The organism is Fibrobacter sp. UWT2 (genome assembly GCF_900142545.1).
Classification (GTDB): domain Bacteria; phylum Fibrobacterota; class Fibrobacteria; order Fibrobacterales; family Fibrobacteraceae; genus Fibrobacter.
In genome coordinates, this window is record NZ_FRBF01000036.1 from 1 (window position 1) to 17,461 (window position 17,461).

Below are 17,461 nucleotides of genomic sequence, written 5' to 3' on the forward strand. Positions count from 1 at the left end.
GTCATATTTTAGAAAACCTTGCAATATTTTCACAGGGTAGAAATCAGTTTTTCCCAATAGTTATGCGGGCTGGGCGGGATTTTAAGGGACGACTAAATAAAATGTTATATTCAAGAATGATATGAAACACTTTAAATTTGCTTATTTAGCGGTATCCTTTTGGGTAGGTGTTCTTCTTTTCCCGGGAACTCTACTGGCACAACAGGTCAAGGATGTCCGTTTGACCTATCTGTGGGATGTGACCCTTTCTATGAAAGGGTACAATGGTTCGCCGGATATTTATGAAAAAGTGGTCAACGCCATGTCCAAGGACATTGACGCTGTTACCAATGAACGCACCGAAATTGTCGTGGTTCCTTTCCAGGATACTGAAAAACTGGACGAATGGCGCTATCCGGCAACGCCTGAGGGCAAGTCCGCTCTTATAAAGAGGATCAAGGATTATAAAAACGACAAGGTGACGAATACAAATATATCGGCACCTATCTTGCATTCCATCGACAAGATTTTTTCTACTGATCGCATTGACATCATGAAGCTGATGACCGATGGCGATGATAATGTTGACAAGAAAAAACTGGAAAGGGTCCTGGATTCCTGGTGCAAAATGGCAAAGGAAAAGGATGTCTTCGGTTACTACATCATGCTGACCGATGCCGCTCGAAAGGGTGAAGTCCTGATCCAGGAAAAGGAAATTTGTCGTTTTGAAACCATCCATGGAATTGATATCGATGCAATTGTTTCGTTGAAGCCCCAGAAAAGCGTGGCCCACAATTTGCGCGATGGTTTTGGAAACGATGTCGTTGTCAAGTTCTCTCCGAACGATGGTGCAGGACGTATTCCCGAAGGTTTCAAAGTTTTGGTGCGCAGCGAGGATAATCCTTATTTGGACGTCAATGCTGTTGTGGATCTTGATGCCGATTATACGGTGCGATTCAAGCCTGAATTCAAGATGTCCCAAGATGAACTGAAGGATTCTTTGCCGGTTGACAGAAACGAATCCATTTCCTTGAAGTTTATCCCTGCGGTAGGAATGGATAAATCTCCCTATTCTTTGATTCGCATTCTAGATGTTCCGGTCAATATGATTCTGGTCAATAAACCCGAAAAAACGATGAGGTTCTATGTTCGCTAGTTTTATACGTTTTGCCGCAGTCGTTCTTCTGACACTGAATTTTGTTGGCTGCACTGTAGAAAGTAAGGACATCATTGCCTGGGGATCTACCGAGGAATACGATGATTTCCTATGGAAAAAATTCGTTCCGGACACGTTGACCCATACGATGTTCTTTGATTTTAATAATGATGCTCAGAAATATGGCTCTGCCGTAAGTTTGGGAATCTTCAAAATCAATGACAACGGTAAATTTGTTCCGGTTGAAGCTTCGGAACTAGAAGTATTTGTAAACGGTTCCAAGCAGGATCTGATTCAAGTTGCTACAAACACGGATTCCCTGAATGTGGGATTTGTGCTTGGGCCGAAGGCTGCCGCCAAGGTTCACCATTGGTATTTCCGTGCGGTGAATATGGGCGGTATGGATCGTATTAACGATATCGAAGCAGCGGATCTCAAGAGCGATGATTCGGTCTTGGGTGAAATTGTCGTGGTAAAGAAGCACATATGGAATCCGGTGGCATTGATCCTTTTTTGGATGCTGATCATTTTGATCGCGCTACTGCTTCTTTGGTTCGTTATGGGCAGAGACCAGCTTTATCCCAAGTTTAGAGGAGGCTCTATCGTTATCGAATACGGGAATTTCTACAAGCTCGTCAAAATTGGCGGCTGCAAGAAAATGGTTTGCACCAGATCTTCCAAGGAAGAGTCTGCCTTGGAGCAGCTCTTTACGGGCAGGGTTGTTTATGTAAAGGATTCTCAGGGTCCATGGGTATCGGATGTGGTATTTGAACCGGCGTCCAGGAGACGTATCCGTATGCGTTATAAAACCTCTGATTTCGAGGCGGATTCCAATTCGCTGGAAAAGGGTGAAATCTATACGCTTACATCGATTTCCGATGGCACAAAAATCAAACTGACGATTCAATAAAGTTTAAAAATCAAACGAGGATTGCAATATGGCAAAGACAAAAATCAAACGCTGTCTCTTCATTGGCTTGGGTGGTACGGGTATGACTGCCTTGCTGCACACCAAGAAACGTTTCCTTGAAACGTATGGCGAAATTCCGCCTATGATCCGTTTCTTGGGTGTCGATACGGATGGTGGCGCTTACAAGAAATCCTTGAAAACGATTAGCGGTCAGACAGTCGAATTGACCAACGACGAAAAATTGCCGATTCAGGTTGAAGGCCCGATGGCGATTTATGAACGCAACAAAGACAAGTTTACTTGGCTGCCGGTAAGAAATACCCGCTCGCTAAAGTCCATTACTGCTGGCGCAGGCCAGATCCGTACGAACGGACGTTTTGCTTTGACCGTCAACAGGGATTATGCCAAGAATCGTTTGGCCGAAGCTATTGCCAATTTGACGAGTGCCACGATACATGATAATCCGAAATACGAATCCATGGATGACACTCCGTATATCGAAGTCCATATGGTATTCTCGATTTGCGGTGGCACGGGCTGCGGCACATTTATCAACATGGCAGGCCTCGTCAAGGAAGTGCAGGCGGACTGCAAGCTGACGGGATACGCAGTGCTTCCGGATGTGTTCAAGCTGATGTCCCAGTCCGGTATGGCTCAAGTTGGTCCGAACGCTTATGGCGCCTTGATGGATTTGGATTACCTGATGAGCCTGGATGCCTCCAACTCTGTAACGCTCCAGTATCTGAAGGAACCGTATCAGATTAACGGGTATCCGTTCAATGCCGTGTTCCTGATCGACAACAAGACGCGCAATAGCGATACCTATAAGACTGTCGATTCCATGTCCGAAATGATTAGCCTCGGCCTGGTGACCTCTGCAGGTGCATTAGGCAATGCTTCGGCAAGTGTTAGCGACAATTTGGAAAAGCGTATCGGCGCCGGCACCTACAATATCAAGGATAAGGTTGCCTGGGTATCGGGCATGGGCGCCTGTGAAGTTATTTACCGTGGCGGAAGGCTCGGCGATGTGTACTCTGCAAAGGCCGCACTGAAGATCATTGATGGCTTGATGAATACGGATGTCGATGCAAATATGATTGCCAACGGTTGGATTGATTCTCCTGAAGTAAACATCAGAGAGAATGAAGGCAACGATCACTTGATCGATTCGATTATGCCGAAGACTCCGAAGGTCAATTATGAAATCGAGAGCGTAAAGAATGTCGATAACGAGATTTCCTCTTATAGGGCCCGAGTCAAGGAAACGGAGGAATCGCTGCAAAAGGTTCGCAAGAGCATTTCGGAACGCCTCCAGACGAATCTCGACAAACTGGTTAAGGAAACGCTTGACAAGGCAGGTGGCATTGGCTTGACCGGGAAGGTGCTGGATTCCATTATCGCTCAGGTAAATCTGTTTGTTGGTGAAATGGAATCCGAAAAGAAGGAACTTAAAGACAATATCGCTCGCCTGGAACAGACGATGAAAACGGATGTTGGCGACTTGATTGAGCTTAGTCATAAGTTCTTTAAGAAAGGCATGGATGACTTGAAGGACGCTGTTGTCGGAGACGTAAACCAGCTTGTCCGTCAGGAACGTGAAATTCAGCGTCGCTCCATTGCGATTTCGATTTTTGCAGAACTGCTTTCCATGCTGGAAAAAGCAAAGAATACAGTAACGAATATCAAGAATGCGGCCGATAAGGCGTACGGCATTTTGAACGAACGCTTAATCGCCTTGCAGAATCAGGCCGGTAGCGCAGAAGCGCAGTCCAGATTGTTCCAGATCGACTTGACGGACAAAACCGTTGGCAGTATCGCGCTTAAGCCTGAAGAAGTCCAGGTCAGTGAATTCTTGAAGGCTTTGAGTGGCGATGGCAAGATTTATTCTGTGTTTGGCCAGAGCGCAGAATCCGTGGTGAAGGTCTTGCTGGGCTATACGGATACGCTTGCGACGGTAAAGGAATTCAAGGACAAGTCTATTGACGCGGTGTTGGATGCCCTTTCTGAAGACGAATTCAAGAACCTGCTTGACTTGATCAAGGACAAGTCTCAGATTCTGGCTCGTTACGATAGGCAGGGTTATAGTTCCGACGACAATCCGCAAGATGCCTATTACATCGGTGTTCCCGAAAAGGGCAAGTGCAGATTGGAAAAAGATGATGCGTTCAAGAAGACCATCACCGAAAATCCGGATGTCACCTTTACGAGCATTGGCATGCGCGACCGTATTATCGCCTATCGCGTGACGGGTGTATACCCTGCATATACGCAGGCGTCCATCATGCGCTACGAAGAAGAATACAAGAAGAATCAGGAAAACGAATCTCGTCCCAGCTCTCATTTTGACGATGACATGTTGTTGAAGATGAAGCGTGAAAATTGGAGTCTGATGCCTAAGGAAGCAGACGAAGATGATATCATGGAAGCTTGGGTCAAGGGCTTTATTTTCGGCTTGATTCGACACGTGGGCGAATTCTACGAATACAAGAGCGAAAAGAAAGGCGATCCGCTGGATGAATATTGGGTCAGCATGGATACCAAGTACCGCGACGAAGCTTACGATTACTTCAAGCGTGAACGCCCGATTGACGAATTCAACAAGTTCTTTGAAAATGAATATAGCGTCAAGGGCGCCGAAAATATGGCACAATTCATTGCCGAAGCAAAGACCAAGTATTATGACAGGGAAACTGGCAAGGGCTTGAGTGGTGTCAATATCAAGGCTTCTGACCTTAAGATGAAAGAACATAAGAAGATTGGCGAATTGGTCAGCAAGGAACTGAAACTGATCAATAATCTGTAATTGAGGTTGAAATATGCGTCACACGCTTTTTGTTGTGCTTGGAGAAAACACTGAGCCTTTGGTTCTGGGTATCCGAGAATATGTAGATAATGCAAAGATGGGTGTCGGCGCATATTTTCGCATTTTGCAATATACCGAAAGCGATTCTCAGATAGGCCTTTTCAAGGAATGTCGGGGAACCGCAATAGATGACTTGAACGAAATCGATAAAGACGGACGTACGGCGTTGTTATGCGATTTCTTTGAGAAATGTCACAGGTTGCAGGTGACTGCAGACAATCCGGGAGATTCCCCTGTCAAGGCCCTGCATATCTGTTTTATCTTGCCGACTCATGAATCCAGGAGCTTGGGGCAACTCAAGGAATTCCTGGATGCCATCGCCTATGTAAGCGCCAATGTCCATATTAAGTTCCATGTAGACTTGTTCCTGTTTGCATCGGATATGGCGTTCCTGTTTGAAAGCAGCGCCGAAGACGTCTTGGCGAAAAAGAAGGTCGAATTTAGAAAGACCTCCGGAAAGGTGATTCGCGAGATAGTGGGTCTCAAGAAAAAGAATGACGATCTCTCTATCATCTTGATGCAGAATAGCAACGCCAAGGGCGCTTCCCTGAATTTGACACACCGTTCGTTGTCGAAAATCATGGGTGAATACGCCTTGTTGGCGATTTGCAACTACGACACTCTTTTTACGTCCATCATGGTGCCCGAGGACCGACCCATCTATGCGTTGGGTCTCGCGGTTTTGGAATTCCGCGAAGATAAAGCTGCCAAGGAAATTTTGCGCCAAGCCTGCCTGGAAATTTTGGACAGGGAAAATGTGGCGCAGAAAGAGGTCGATGTCAACAAAATAGTCACAAATGTCGTCAAGAAGGTTTTGCCGCCTCATTTGCGGATGTTCTCGCAGATATTTGAAAAGCTAGTTGTTCCCCTTCTCGAAAAGAAGATGAATCAGGAACAAATCATGGCTGCCGTGACTCCGGAAATAAACGAAAAACTCAACAGCCTTAAGACAAAATGTCTTTCTTTCTTTGACGACAACACCTACAGCTTGCCGGAAAAAGAGGCCGCCCTTTCAAAGCTGTTAGGGAATGACGACCCGATATTTGTGGGGAATGTATTTGACCGTCATCCTCCTGTTTTTGAAGACTGTTTTGATGACGCGGTTGAATTCTATATGAATGCCGATTCAAAACTATCGAAGGATGAAGATTTTGCGGAATACGCCGTGTTACCTACCGCAGAGGGTGTGGATGTAACGTCTTTTGGCGACTTGCGCGAAATGATTAAGGATAGTGAAGAAACGATTCGGCAGGAATCGTCGCATATTCGCAAAAAGACAAGGGAACTTGACGAAACGAATTCGCTTCTCGCTAAGGGCAGTGATGGTGAGGTAGATGACGGTTCTTATGAAGTGAATCTGGATCGTGATAGCGGAATGACCCGTTCCGAATTGATCTCGCAAGATATCGAAGAAAAGAAGCAGAATATTGAAGCCTTTAGGGAATTGCGCAAATCCGCAGATTCCTTGAGAGAGCGCATCATCCAGGCGTTAGGGGATGGCCGCGCCCGTGACAAGATCTGCTTGGGAATGCAGAAGAAACTGAAGAAAGACAAAGAGTGCTTTGAAGCGGAAAAGGCTGAAAAAGAAAAGGAACGCCGAGAAGTCCTTGACGAAATCGAGAGGAAGAGACGCTTTGTCATCAAGCGGTTTGTCCTGTCTTGGCTTATTTACATTATGGCGATGGCAATTGCTTGTGTGGTGAATGGATCGGCGGATCCCTTGACGAGCAAGTTCGCTATCGTGACTTATGTCATGGCAGGCATTTCCGTGTTGAGTTTCTCGTTTATCCTTCATAAAATCAAGAGGGAATGGGAAACTACCGATGAGGATTATCGAAGCGCTATTAACCGTTTGGCCAAAAAGATCGACTCGATTTCTAGAGAAAAAGAAGTGGTGAAATTGAAGGGGCATATTGCGGGTATATTCATTGACCAGCGAAATATGCTTTCCACGGAATTGGAAAAGAAATGCTTCGATATCAGGGATATGGTCAATCGACTTAAGAATTGGCGGTCCACATTGTTGTCGCAGGTGATGAGCGACGGCGGCGTTGGACAGTTTATTTCCCTGGTGCTTAAATCGGGCTTGGAATGCTTCTTTAACAAGCAGAAGGACTTTGTTACGGGTGGACTTTTCCTGCACAAAATTCTTCGTGACGGCGTATTTGCAGAAGATTCCGGATTTGCGAAATTGCTGGATGTTTTAAGGTTGGATTTGTCCAAAAAACTGAAAAGCCGGTTTGACGAATTTAGTGTTTTCCAGTTCCTTGAAAAAGGCAAGGATTACGATTATTTAAGCCACCGCGACGTGGATGTTAAACGGGAATTATGTCGTATGGATGAACTTTCGGAAGTGTTCCTGATAAAGCGGGATCTTGCTAATTCAGATGCCTTGGATTATGCAAAGAAGATTCTCTTTATAAGCAAACCGCAAGACGAAAATGGCGAATATTGCAGAGAGTGCTTCCTGGAAAAACCGAATGTTGAAAATTATCAGTTCCCGCACAAGGCGACCTTGGTACGCTTTGAAGCCTTGTCTGAGAATGAAATTGCCATGATGGGAGATGAGAATGTCTAACGAAGCAAAGGGAAATAAAGAACAGAAACAGGTTGATTCTACGAACTCCTTGCAGTTGCAGATTGCCAAATATTATGGCAATGATGGAATTCTGTCTTCAAAAGAGAAACAGGAATTGGAAGATTTGTACAAATCGCAAGGGGTTTCTGAAGAGCGATTTAAAAATCTTATTGCAATTGCAAAAGATGAAATAAAGAATTTCAAAAAGTTTGACGTTGTCAGTTACCTTTTAGATAGGGAAGATAAGCTTAAGCTGTATTCTGATGCAGAAAGGCTTTCTATTCGAATTTCCCGTGTGGAACGTTGGATATCGGAATTAAGGGACATTATCAATCCGAAGGAAGACGAAAAAGTAAATAAACGTGAAATCCTGATTGAAAAAATGAAAAAAATCATGAAATGGTTTGATCAGGAATTGTATGTTGAAACGAATGTAGATGTTGATAATACAAATGTCTCTTCTGAAGGTGCTGAAAAAGGCGATTTGGAGGAGTTGCAGGATGATATTGTCGCTGATGAAATCAATGATTTCATGAATGATGAGAAAAATCTCACCTGGAGATCGTGTTATAAACAGTTGCTGTTTAAAAAGATTAAAAATATTGATGATGCTGAAGATGAATTTGACGATGCAATAAAAAAAGATATAGACGATTTGCTTGTCATCATAGAAAATAAACGCTCCGATATTTTAAAAGAATTAAATGAAAGTCGCGAAGAATCAAAGAAATATAAAGATTTGAAAGAAATTCAATATGAAGATGTTGAAAAAATTTTGACTTTTGATGAAAAGCAAAAAAAAGTTTGGTTTGGACGTTTAAATAAAAATAATGATAAGTGCCTAAAAGAAATTTTTGAGGAGAAAGTAAAGGATCGTACCAAAGCGGAAGGGTTGGATAACTCAGAGAAACTGGATAAGATCAAAATAAGAATTCGTCAGTATTCGGACATCAAGAAACTTTTTGAAAAGAACGGGTATAAGGAATCAAAGACGGAAGTCGATTTCCAAAAACATCCGATAGCGCTTTTCTTCTATATCCTAATAGCAATGGTTTGTTTTTATGGTATCGATGCAGTCTTTTTCAAAAATCTGGATATGATTCACAGATTTGTTGCCAGCCAAAGGAATCTTACGGATGCTCGAGATGGAAAAAAATATGCTACCGTTGAAATAAATGGCATCCGGTGGATGGCTAGCAATCTGAATCATGTTTTGGATAGTAATACAAAGGAATCGGGCTTGCCCAAGGATGGCGGATGCTTTTATAGTTGGGAGGAAGCCGTTAATGCCTGTCCTAATGGATGGAGATTGCCTACTCGTGCCGAATGGCAGGGCCTGATAGATTATTTTGGTGGTGATTCTGCCGCTGCGATTAATTTGAGATCTCGTGCTTTATGGGATGACGACGAAAAGGGTGTGGACTCTATAGGTTTTTCTGCATTGCCGGCTGGGTATTACAATGTCGGTAATAGCGCTAGAAGAGAAGAAAAAACAAATGCCAGTTGGTGGGCTTTTACTATGAAGAATGCTCAGCAGGCTTATGTTGCAAGTATCATAGCTTCCAATGCGGCATCCAATATGGCTAATAATGGAATGAAGATTAGCGAAAAGGACAAAGGACTTGATAAACACTCTATCCGTTGCGTGAAAATCGATGGAGATAAAGTTCCTTATGTGTCTTACCCTAATAAAGCGGATGGAAACAATATTGTAAAGAAAATAAGGGGAACTGTTGGTGAATTAAAAGATGGATCGGATTTGCCGATAATTCATTTTTCTAATGGAAAAACGGAACCCTTATATGGCGCATTTGATAGAATCGTGTTAGTTGAAGATTCGTTGCCTTCGATAGAATTGAGCTTAGAGGCGGCGGAGAAGGCGAAGAAGGAAAAACGTGTCATTTTCCCGAAAAATGCGAATGTTGAATTGACTCGTTTTTACGAAGCGATTTATACGAGGAGTGATAGCGTGTGGAAAGATAGCAGCTTATGGAGAGAAGATAGCGTTAAGGTATCCGGGGAGTATACCATCGTTGATTTGAATATGGTGCAAGATTCCCTCTGCAGAATCGGATATAACGTTTTGGATGGAGAAGACTCTATAACGGTAAATGTGGATTGGCATAGTCCTTGTGGAGCGCTGAAGAAAGGAAATAAATTCTTGATGGATTTCTACTATAACATTTTTGAGCACCGTCCGTGCAAGCAAGGTTGCTCCGAAAAAAGTTCTTTGGTGTATCGTTTCATTAAGGTAGACGTCCATGCTGAATAAGAATAAAAAGGCATTGTCTGATAAAGAGTGGAAAGATCATCTAGGTAATCTTTCGTATAAGTCGTGCGCTCTTTTTTTAGTCCTGATTGTATTTTTGTTTGTCCTCTGGTTGAGACAGACTGCTCCGTTACATGATGGAAGTCAGAATTTTGTGACGTGGCTGGTTGCTGTTTGGAAAGATTCGCTTCCGTTTCCTTCGTTTGATATAGCTCAAATTGTCGTATACTTTTTCCCGATTTCATTCCTTTTCATTATTGCGATTATCCATAAAATAGCTCATTTTTCCATTGCACTTATAATAAATATTTGGAAGATAATGAGTTCTTTTTGGAGCGAACCAGATAAAAGGCATAAATTTAGTTGTTGGTTTGTTAGAAGAAATAGAAGAATAAGAAGTTTCTTTATTGGCGTTGCATTTTTGTCGTGGATGGGGTACGCGTTTTGCGAAATGATTCTAAGTAGGGATGATGTTGCTCATTGGTTTCTTAAAAGCGGCTTTGTCTCTGCCATCGTTCTACTTGCCTTAGAGATGTTTTGTACTTTGGGTTGGGATTACTTAAGATATGGATATCGCGGTTTTTATAAAGGCGGTAAACATTGGTATGAAGATGAAGACAAGTATTTAAATGATGGGGATTATGGTTTCCTTGGCAAGATTGGGTTCAATTTTTGCAGTGGGATAGATTCGATATGTATTAAGATTTTGAATTGGTTTCGTAAAAAGTTGGGAAAAAAAGAACTTTGTAAAGAAGGTGATGAAAAGAAAAAGTATAAATTTAAATCTCCAGGTGAATTATTATATCAAGTCTATATATTAATGCGATATAATTCTTTGTGGTCCAGAATGGTTTATATCGCTATAATTGTCTTTGTCATAAAAAATATTTGGCATGTTTATCATGGAGAAATTCCTGGTTGGAGTTCTTGGTGGAATAGTGATTCTAGTATTGGCGAGTTTATAAAGTCTTCCACTGCGTTAAGAACATTTTTAAGCTGTCCGTTAGACAACGTGTCATTCCTTTTGCTTTTTGGATTGATTATTGAAAAAGGACCTCGTAAAGCGATCCTCAAGAGTTTCTTGTATGAACACTTAAATATGGTCATTGTCATATTGAGTACGGTTGTCGCCATTCTTTTGGTTCTTGCGAATGTGGCTCAAAAAGAACTGATGTCTGGTTTGCTCTTTGCCGATGCGCTATTTACAGTTGTTTTCTTGATTGAAATCGCTCTTAAAATTTTTGAAGCCGGGAGAAAATATTTTTTCATAGAGGCTTCGGAAGATACGACTTTTTTACTGAGACTTGATTGGTGGAATATTACGGACGCAGTAGTTGTGCTCTTGTCGATTACTTCCATTTTCATGTTGAAAGATGAATATCAGTTGCTGTCGGGCATGTATGCCATGATTATTCTGAGAGTGGTTCGATTGCTAAAGTTGCTGCGCTTGCTGAAGATATTCAAGAGATATCTCGCTAATCTTTTTGAAGGCATTAGGCATGCGTTGATTAGATCTTTGCCGATCATCATTATCTTTGCAATCTGTTTGACTTTCCTTGGCTTTATCCTTTATCTCCTTTCGGCGCAATTGGGAATAGGTGAACAGTTCTTTAAAGATCCGATTACGTCGGTGTTTTCGCTATTCCAGTTGTTTACTTACGATGGATGGCATACGATTCCAGAAACGATTTCAAGTGAATGTGTGAAACGGTGGCAGGGAATTTGGTGGGTGGATACCGCAGTCCGTATTGGTTTCTGCGCCCTTGTTTTTGCCGGTGGTATTGTAGGTGTCGCATTGTTGAACTCGGTTTTCGTGGACGGTATGATGCTTCGTGACAAAAGTGACGAGGATAGAACCCGTAGGCTCAATGAACTCAATAGAAAAATTGAGGAAATTAGTACAAAACTGGATGATATGGAAAAGCGAAGCCTTCAGAGGTGACGATATAACCAGGAATAAACATTTTTAAAACTGGAACTTTCACGCCTCCTCAAAAGTTCCAGAAAAATGGTACAATTTAAAAAACGGTCCTAAAGAACCCCTTTTTACCTAGATTTGCCTTAAATCCAAAGGCAAATCACTTAAAAAAGGAACGCTTATGTCCGTTATGGTTGTAGCCAAGAAACCCGCCCTGTCTCAGGTGGAGGGCGAAAAGACCGCAAAAAGAACTGCTGCCGAAATGGGGACTTTTGTGGACCCGCGCGACGGCACCGAATACAAGACTTGCAAAATCGGAAATCAGGTTTGGCTGGCCGAAAATTTGAAATTCGAGCTGGATTCCGACGACTGCCATGTCTACGATGATGATTACCAGTACTTCGACAAGTACGGTTACTTGTACAACGAAAATGCGCTGAAAATCGCAATTCCCGAGGGGTGGCACCTTCCGACCCGAAAGGAATGGGAAACGATGATTCGCTTTGTGAAGAAGGATTCCCGCTGCAAGGATGTCTTGAGCGTTATTGCGTCAGAAGAATGGATTGAATCAAGTTCCGACAAGTACGGTTTCTCGATGGTACCCGGCGGAATCCGCACTCAATACGACGACTTTGATCTGATCGATTTCTCGGCTCATTTCTGGTGCGTCGAAGGCGAAAGACGCTATGGTAGCATGTACTTTGAAAATGGTGCAGAAGAATTTGAAGACGAGAATGATACGGCTTATGCGTCCGTGCGTCTGATCAAGGATGCGTAATCGCTACCCCTTATAGATTCCGGCGGCCTTCTCGAACTCTTCCTTGAACCAGAGCCTTAAATCTCGCGGTTCCAGGATGTCGGCGCCGCTTAGGAATTGCGGAAAGTACACCTTTGCGAGTTTCTCGGAACATTCGAAGGTGTAGATGCCGGCTCCGTTTACCTCGTCGCATTCTGCGCCATCTTTGGCAATCACTTTCGGGCGGTTGGTAGCGAGCTTATTGTAGCGCTTGGCGCCTTCTTCGGTAAGTTTCACTTTGACTTGCTGACCGTAACAGAGGAAAGGGTCAAAGTGCTCGCGGAATGTTTCTGCCTGTCGAGAAAGTTCGAATTTTTGGCAGTGGAATGCTTCGCTACCGGTTTCGGGAGCGACACCCCTGATGTGGCAAAGGCGCAGGGAATGGAATCGGGTTGCAGCGGGCGCGTCAATACAGTCGTCGCATACCACGACGTAAGCGCGCACCTGCGAGGGCGAGAATGCTAGAAAGCAGGGCGACACGTGCTTGGGCTTGTCGCGGTAGGTCAAGTTCACGTTTTCGCGGGCTTCTGCGGCGCTAGTTAATTTGTCTAGACTATCGCGAAAGATAAAGCATTCGCGCTTGCCGCGCGGCATGTTCACGTAGCATTCGAAGTAATAGCGGCAAAGGGTCGCAATCTTGGTGCCTGCATTCTTGGCAAAAGAATTCGCGAAGTTCGCGAAGCTTTCGCCGGGCTGGTTCAGCGTGAACTGCAGCGGAGCCACGTTCTTGTCCAGCGTATCGTCCGGGCCGATTTTGGTCGGGTCGGGTGGCGTGAAGTCCGTATAGCGGGTAAGAATCCTGTTGCACAGATCGCTCAGGCTTTTCAGTCCGTAGTCTTCGACGTCCAATTCCATTTGCGAACGCAACAGGTTCGATGCGGCCACCTTGATTTTTTGAGATACACTAACCATACTTTAAAGATAGTTTTTGCGCCCCGAAAATGGAATACATTGGCTTTAAAAACGGCGGTTCTGAAAAGTGAGCCCGGTTCCTTCAAATTTTCACAAAAACGGCAATTTCGAAAAAATGAAAGTTCTGGAGTCTTGAACGTGAAAATAATGCCTATTTGAGCAAAGGACACCTATGGTTAGATTTATTCATGAACATGAACAAAGGAGTCCATTATGGCAAAAAAAGAAAACACCAAACCGATTGAAGCGGTAGAAGTTGAAGAAGATGAAGGTGATGGCGAAGGCTTGCTGTTCGGCATTGTGGACGGCATTTATGACCTGGCTCATGACCTGTTCCCTGACGCGGTCGAAAACTTTCATGCGAAGGTGGGCAATGCGCTGGAGCGTGCCGCCAACTACATGGAAGAGATTGGCCCCTCGTGGGAGGCGGGCTGCGACCGTATCTACAACAAGGTGATGAACTTCCTGGACGGTGCTGAGGAAAAGACTATGAAGACGATTGACAAGGTGCAGCATAGTCCTATCGGTGCCGCAATCGACCAGATATACGAACGCAACCACCGCGACTAACCGCCGCTCGTCACCCTGAACAATGTCACCCTGAACTCGTTTCAGGGTCGGCTTTTTCACTTCTGATTATTCCGTTCTCGTTTAATCTGCTTAAGCTGTGCGAGTCTTTCGCCGAGTTGCTTTTCCTTGCCGTAGGGCTTGGGCTGGTAAATCTCGGTGCCTTCGAGTTGCTTGGGCAGGTGCTCTTGAGCGGAGTATGCGCCGGGGCTGTCGTGATCGTACTGGTAGTCGATTCCGTAGCCGAGTTTTTCGCCGACCTTCGTGACCGAATTGCGGAAGGCACGTGGTACAGGGAGCGTGCCCGTCTGCTTCACGATGGAATCGGCTTTCATTCCGGCGAGTTCCACGCTGTTGCTCTTGGGGGCGAGCGATAAGTAAATCGCGAGTTCGTCGAGAGCAATCAGGCCTTCGGGAATTCCCATGAAGTCGTAGGCCTCGCGGGCGCTCGTGGCAAGCAGAAGAGCATTCGGGTCGGCGAGGCCGATATCTTCCATGCTCATGCGCATAAGCCTGCGCAGAATGAAGCGCGGGTCTTCGCCGCCTTGCAACATGCGGTGCAGCCAGTAGAGGGCTGCATCGGGGTCGCTTCCGCGCACAGACTTATGCAAAGCGGAAATTAAATTGTAATGCTCTTCGCCGCCCTTGTCGTAACGCAGGGGCTTCTTGTATTGGAATTCTTCGAGAAGTTTTTCGTCGATGACTTTCTTGTCGCCCAGATTCTTGCCAATCCATTCAATCTGATTTAGCAGGAATCGTGCGTCACCGTCGGACTGAGCTATGAGTTTATCGACGACGGCGTCTTCGACTTCAACATCCTTCAGCTGCAAGCCGCGAGGATGATCGCGCAAGGCGCTGAAAATCAGCGTGCGCAAGTCGTCTTTACTTAAGGGCGCAAAAAGAATCAGCTGGCAGCGGCTAAGCAAAGCGCTGTTGACCTCAAACCCCGGGTTTTCGGTGGTGGCGCCAATAAGCGTCACCGTGCCGTCTTCGACGGCACCCAACAGCGCATCTTGCTGTCCCTTGTTGAAGCGGTGGATTTCGTCGATAAAAAGAATCGTGTCCTTGAACATCGCCTTCATCTTGCGGGCGTCAGCTAGGACTTCCTTGACTTCTTTGACGCCGCTGGCCACTGCCGACAATGCGACGAATGACTTTTTGGTATGCTGGCGAATCACGTGGGCGAGGCTCGTCTTTCCGCAGCCCGGAGGGCCCCAGAAAATCATGCTCGGCACGTTGTCGTTTTCGAGGCTCTTGCGCAACAGGCTCTGCTCGCCCAGAATCTTGTTCTGGCCTAAAAACTCATCTAAGTTCCTGGGGCGTAATCTTTCGGCGAGCGGCTGGTCCATAAGTCAAAATCTCTTTTGTTATGTACAAATGTACACTAATTTAAGGGCTCTGTCAAGCCGAATCTTGTAAAAAAGAAACGACCGCGCTGAAAAGCCGGCCGTTCAGTTCGCAGTATCAACAAAAATCTACGCTTCGACAAATTCGAACTTTGCAAAACCGCTCGGCAAATCGCGCGTGGGGCGACCGCCCTTGGTCATGCAGTGAAGCGTAGAGCCCGTGGTGCACAGGTTCCCGTTCACGAATACTTTGTATTCAAAACGGAACTTGAGGCTTCCTTCGCGGGTCATGGTTGTTTCGATGTCTACAAACTCTCCGTAGTGGGTGGGCTGTTTGAACTTCACGTTCAGCTCGAGTACCGGGGCGCCAAAACCTTCGGCTTCCATGTCGGCATAGCTTGCGCCTGCCTCGCGGAAAAATTCGGTGCGGGCCTGTTCGAACCACACGGCGTAAACGGAGTGGTGGACGATTCCCATCTGGTCGGTTTCCGCGTAGCGGACTTCAATACGTGCGGTATGCTTGTAAGTACAAATTTCCATGCGTCAAATATATAAATTCTCAAAACCTAAACTAGGATTTTGGATCAAATATGTTTATATTTAGGCCGGAGGAATCAATGAACATTCTATACAAGTTAATATTTTCGCTTTCGATCCTTGCCCTTGTGGCCTGTACTTCTACCGATGAATCCGTGCATAAGGCGACGGTGACGGGTAACCAAGTGTACAAGCGTCATTTGGCGAAGGGCAACAACGTTGTCATGGACTGCTATGTCTACGCTACTGAAAACAGCGTGTCTGTCGAGATGATGTTGGACCTTATTGTTTACGACCATTCGACCATGACCATGTCGATGGTGACCGAAGTGGGTGACCCTTCATGGTATACGGCGGATATTGACCTCTCGGGAATCCTGCTGACTGAATACGATGAAACTTGCGAAACCGTGAAAAGCGAATTTGAAGGCACGGGTGCAGATGTCCGCTGTTCTAATACCAATATTCATAGCCAAATCGAGCTCCCCAGCATAACGAATCCGGTAAAGCTGCAGTCCATGATTGAGAGCACCATTGAGGAGGGCAAGACTAAGTGCGACGGCCTGTTTGATCAATACAGGTCTAACTTCAGCGACCTCGATGGCGCCTGGGATTTTGGCGAACCTGTCGAGGCGGCGCAGTCCTGCGATGTCAACATGGCAAATGACACCGTTTACGTGAATATCATCTATTCGGACAAGGCTGTCGTTATGAAAACGACGATGGCCGATGCGTCCACGTTCAGCACAACAGAAGAATATGTCGGACTTGATGACGCGACGCTTGTTGAAATTTGCAATGCGCACAAGGACGATGACGATATTTACAGCTATTCGGTAGGCTGCAATGGTCCGTGGTATGTCTATTCGCATCCCGCAACGATCAACGGAACGGTAATGGCCCTGGAAGACTTGGCTGTTTCTATGAAAAAGGAACTGTGCCCGGGCTTTTTGAACGGCAGTTATACCCTGGAAGACTTGTGGAAATGATGGCCTATTTATAAATAGTTGTTACTGAATAAGTTAGCCCCTTTTCCACGAGAAAAGGGGTCCTTTTTTGCCCCGGTCAAAACTATTCACAATCTATTCACACTCTTTTATCTATGATGTAGACAGATTTCTTGAAAAAAATGAAAAATTTTTGCTTTTTTTGACGATTTTCGTTGACAAGTCGGGCTAAATCTTATTAAATTTGGCACACTTCTATGTTCAGTAATGAATTTAGATAGTGCCAAAGTAGCTCAGCTGGTAGAGCAGCTGATTTGTAATCAGCCGGTCGTAGGTTCGATTCCTATCTTTGGCTTAGACATAATGGGTCGTTGCCCGAGTGGTTAAAGGGGACGGACTGTAAATCCGTTGGCTTACGCCTACCGTGGTTCGAAACCACGACGGCCCACGATAAAACGCCTGCTGAAGCAGAGAGCGCTTCAGCAGGCTATTAAGCCCAGGTAGCTCAGTGGTAGAGCACTTCCTTGGTAAGGAAGAGGTCTCGGGTCCGACTCCCGATCTGGGCTCTCACTAATTGGAGATAGAATCATGGCAAAAGAACATTTTGACAGAAGCAAGCCGCACTGCAACATCGGCACCATCGGCCACGTTGACCACGGCAAAACCACTCTGACCGCCGCAAT

13 protein-coding genes and 3 tRNA genes are annotated in these 17,461 nt (G+C 45.1%); 13 read left to right on the plus strand and 3 right to left on the minus strand.

Annotation, left to right across the window (positions count from 1 at the left end; genetic code table 11):
• The first annotated feature begins 121 nt into the window (after positions 1-121).
• From BUA40_RS13875 to BUA40_RS13905, 7 genes are all read left to right on the plus strand, one after another.
• Positions 122-1,135 carry a vWA domain-containing protein gene (locus BUA40_RS13875; RefSeq protein ID WP_072801446.1) on the plus strand — a complete coding sequence of 338 codons (1,014 nt, stop codon included), beginning with the start codon at positions 122-124 and terminating at the stop codon, positions 1,133-1,135.
• A complete protein-coding gene (locus tag BUA40_RS13880) occupies positions 1,125-2,045 on the plus strand; it encodes a hypothetical protein (protein WP_072801447.1) in 921 nt (306 codons plus the stop codon). The genes BUA40_RS13875 and BUA40_RS13880 overlap by 11 nt, the downstream gene beginning before the upstream one ends.
• 28 nt (positions 2,046-2,073) lie before the next feature.
• On the plus strand, positions 2,074-4,848 hold the full coding sequence (locus tag BUA40_RS13885) for a tubulin-like doman-containing protein (protein ID WP_072801448.1): 2,775 nt from the start codon (positions 2,074-2,076) through the stop codon (positions 4,846-4,848).
• A 13-nt stretch (positions 4,849-4,861) separates the two neighbouring features.
• Positions 4,862-7,486, plus strand: a complete 2,625-nt coding sequence (locus BUA40_RS13890) for a hypothetical protein (RefSeq protein ID WP_072801449.1) — start codon at positions 4,862-4,864, stop codon at positions 7,484-7,486.
• Positions 7,479-9,758 (plus strand): FISUMP domain-containing protein, encoded by a 2,280-nt coding sequence (locus BUA40_RS13895; RefSeq protein WP_072801450.1) that lies wholly within the window; start codon positions 7,479-7,481, stop codon positions 9,756-9,758. The genes BUA40_RS13890 and BUA40_RS13895 overlap by 8 nt, the downstream gene beginning before the upstream one ends.
• Positions 9,748-11,697: an ion transporter gene (locus BUA40_RS13900; RefSeq protein WP_072801451.1), complete on the plus strand. Its 1,950-nt coding sequence runs from the start codon at positions 9,748-9,750 to the stop codon at positions 11,695-11,697. Before BUA40_RS13895 ends, BUA40_RS13900 begins: the two co-directional genes overlap by 11 nt.
• A 157-nt stretch (positions 11,698-11,854) precedes the next feature.
• Entirely contained in the window at positions 11,855-12,451 is a 597-nt protein-coding gene (locus tag BUA40_RS13905; RefSeq protein ID WP_072801452.1) for a fibrobacter succinogenes major paralogous domain-containing protein, read from the plus strand.
• 3 nt (positions 12,452-12,454) lie between these two features.
• On the opposite strand, the gene BUA40_RS13910 is transcribed toward BUA40_RS13905, so the two are convergent.
• Entirely contained in the window at positions 12,455-13,381 is a 927-nt protein-coding gene (locus tag BUA40_RS13910; RefSeq protein ID WP_072801453.1) for a WYL domain-containing protein, read from the minus strand.
• A gap of 213 nt (positions 13,382-13,594) precedes the next feature.
• On the opposite strand from BUA40_RS13910, the gene BUA40_RS13915 reads away from it, so the two are divergent.
• A complete protein-coding gene (locus BUA40_RS13915) occupies positions 13,595-13,951 on the plus strand; it encodes a hypothetical protein (RefSeq protein WP_072801454.1) in 357 nt (118 codons plus the stop codon).
• Between the two features lie 56 nt (positions 13,952-14,007).
• Here BUA40_RS13915 and BUA40_RS13920 read toward each other — a convergent pair whose 3' ends face one another.
• The gene (locus BUA40_RS13920; RefSeq protein ID WP_072801455.1) at positions 14,008-15,297 is read right to left on the minus strand and encodes a replication-associated recombination protein A; all 1,290 of its coding nucleotides are present in this window, start codon (positions 15,295-15,297) and stop codon (positions 14,008-14,010) included.
• A 126-nt stretch (positions 15,298-15,423) separates the two neighbouring features.
• On the minus strand, positions 15,424-15,834 hold the full coding sequence (locus BUA40_RS13925; RefSeq protein WP_072801456.1) for an acyl-CoA thioesterase: 411 nt from the start codon (positions 15,832-15,834) through the stop codon (positions 15,424-15,426).
• A gap of 77 nt (positions 15,835-15,911) precedes the next feature.
• Between BUA40_RS13925 and BUA40_RS13930 the strand changes: the two genes are divergently transcribed.
• The 5 genes from BUA40_RS13930 to BUA40_RS13950 form a co-directional block, all read left to right on the plus strand.
• A complete protein-coding gene (locus tag BUA40_RS13930) occupies positions 15,912-16,820 on the plus strand; it encodes a hypothetical protein (RefSeq protein WP_072801457.1) in 909 nt (302 codons plus the stop codon).
• A gap of 240 nt (positions 16,821-17,060) precedes the next feature.
• Positions 17,061-17,133 (plus strand) — tRNA-Thr (locus BUA40_RS13935).
• Positions 17,134-17,143: 10 nt separating this feature from the next.
• Positions 17,144-17,226, plus strand: a tRNA-Tyr gene (locus tag BUA40_RS13940).
• Between the two features lie 46 nt (positions 17,227-17,272).
• Positions 17,273-17,344 (plus strand) — tRNA-Thr (locus BUA40_RS13945).
• Positions 17,345-17,366: 22 nt separating this feature from the next.
• Positions 17,367-17,461: GTP-binding protein (locus tag BUA40_RS13950; protein WP_139258098.1), on the plus strand; the 95-nt coding region annotated here is incomplete at its 3' end.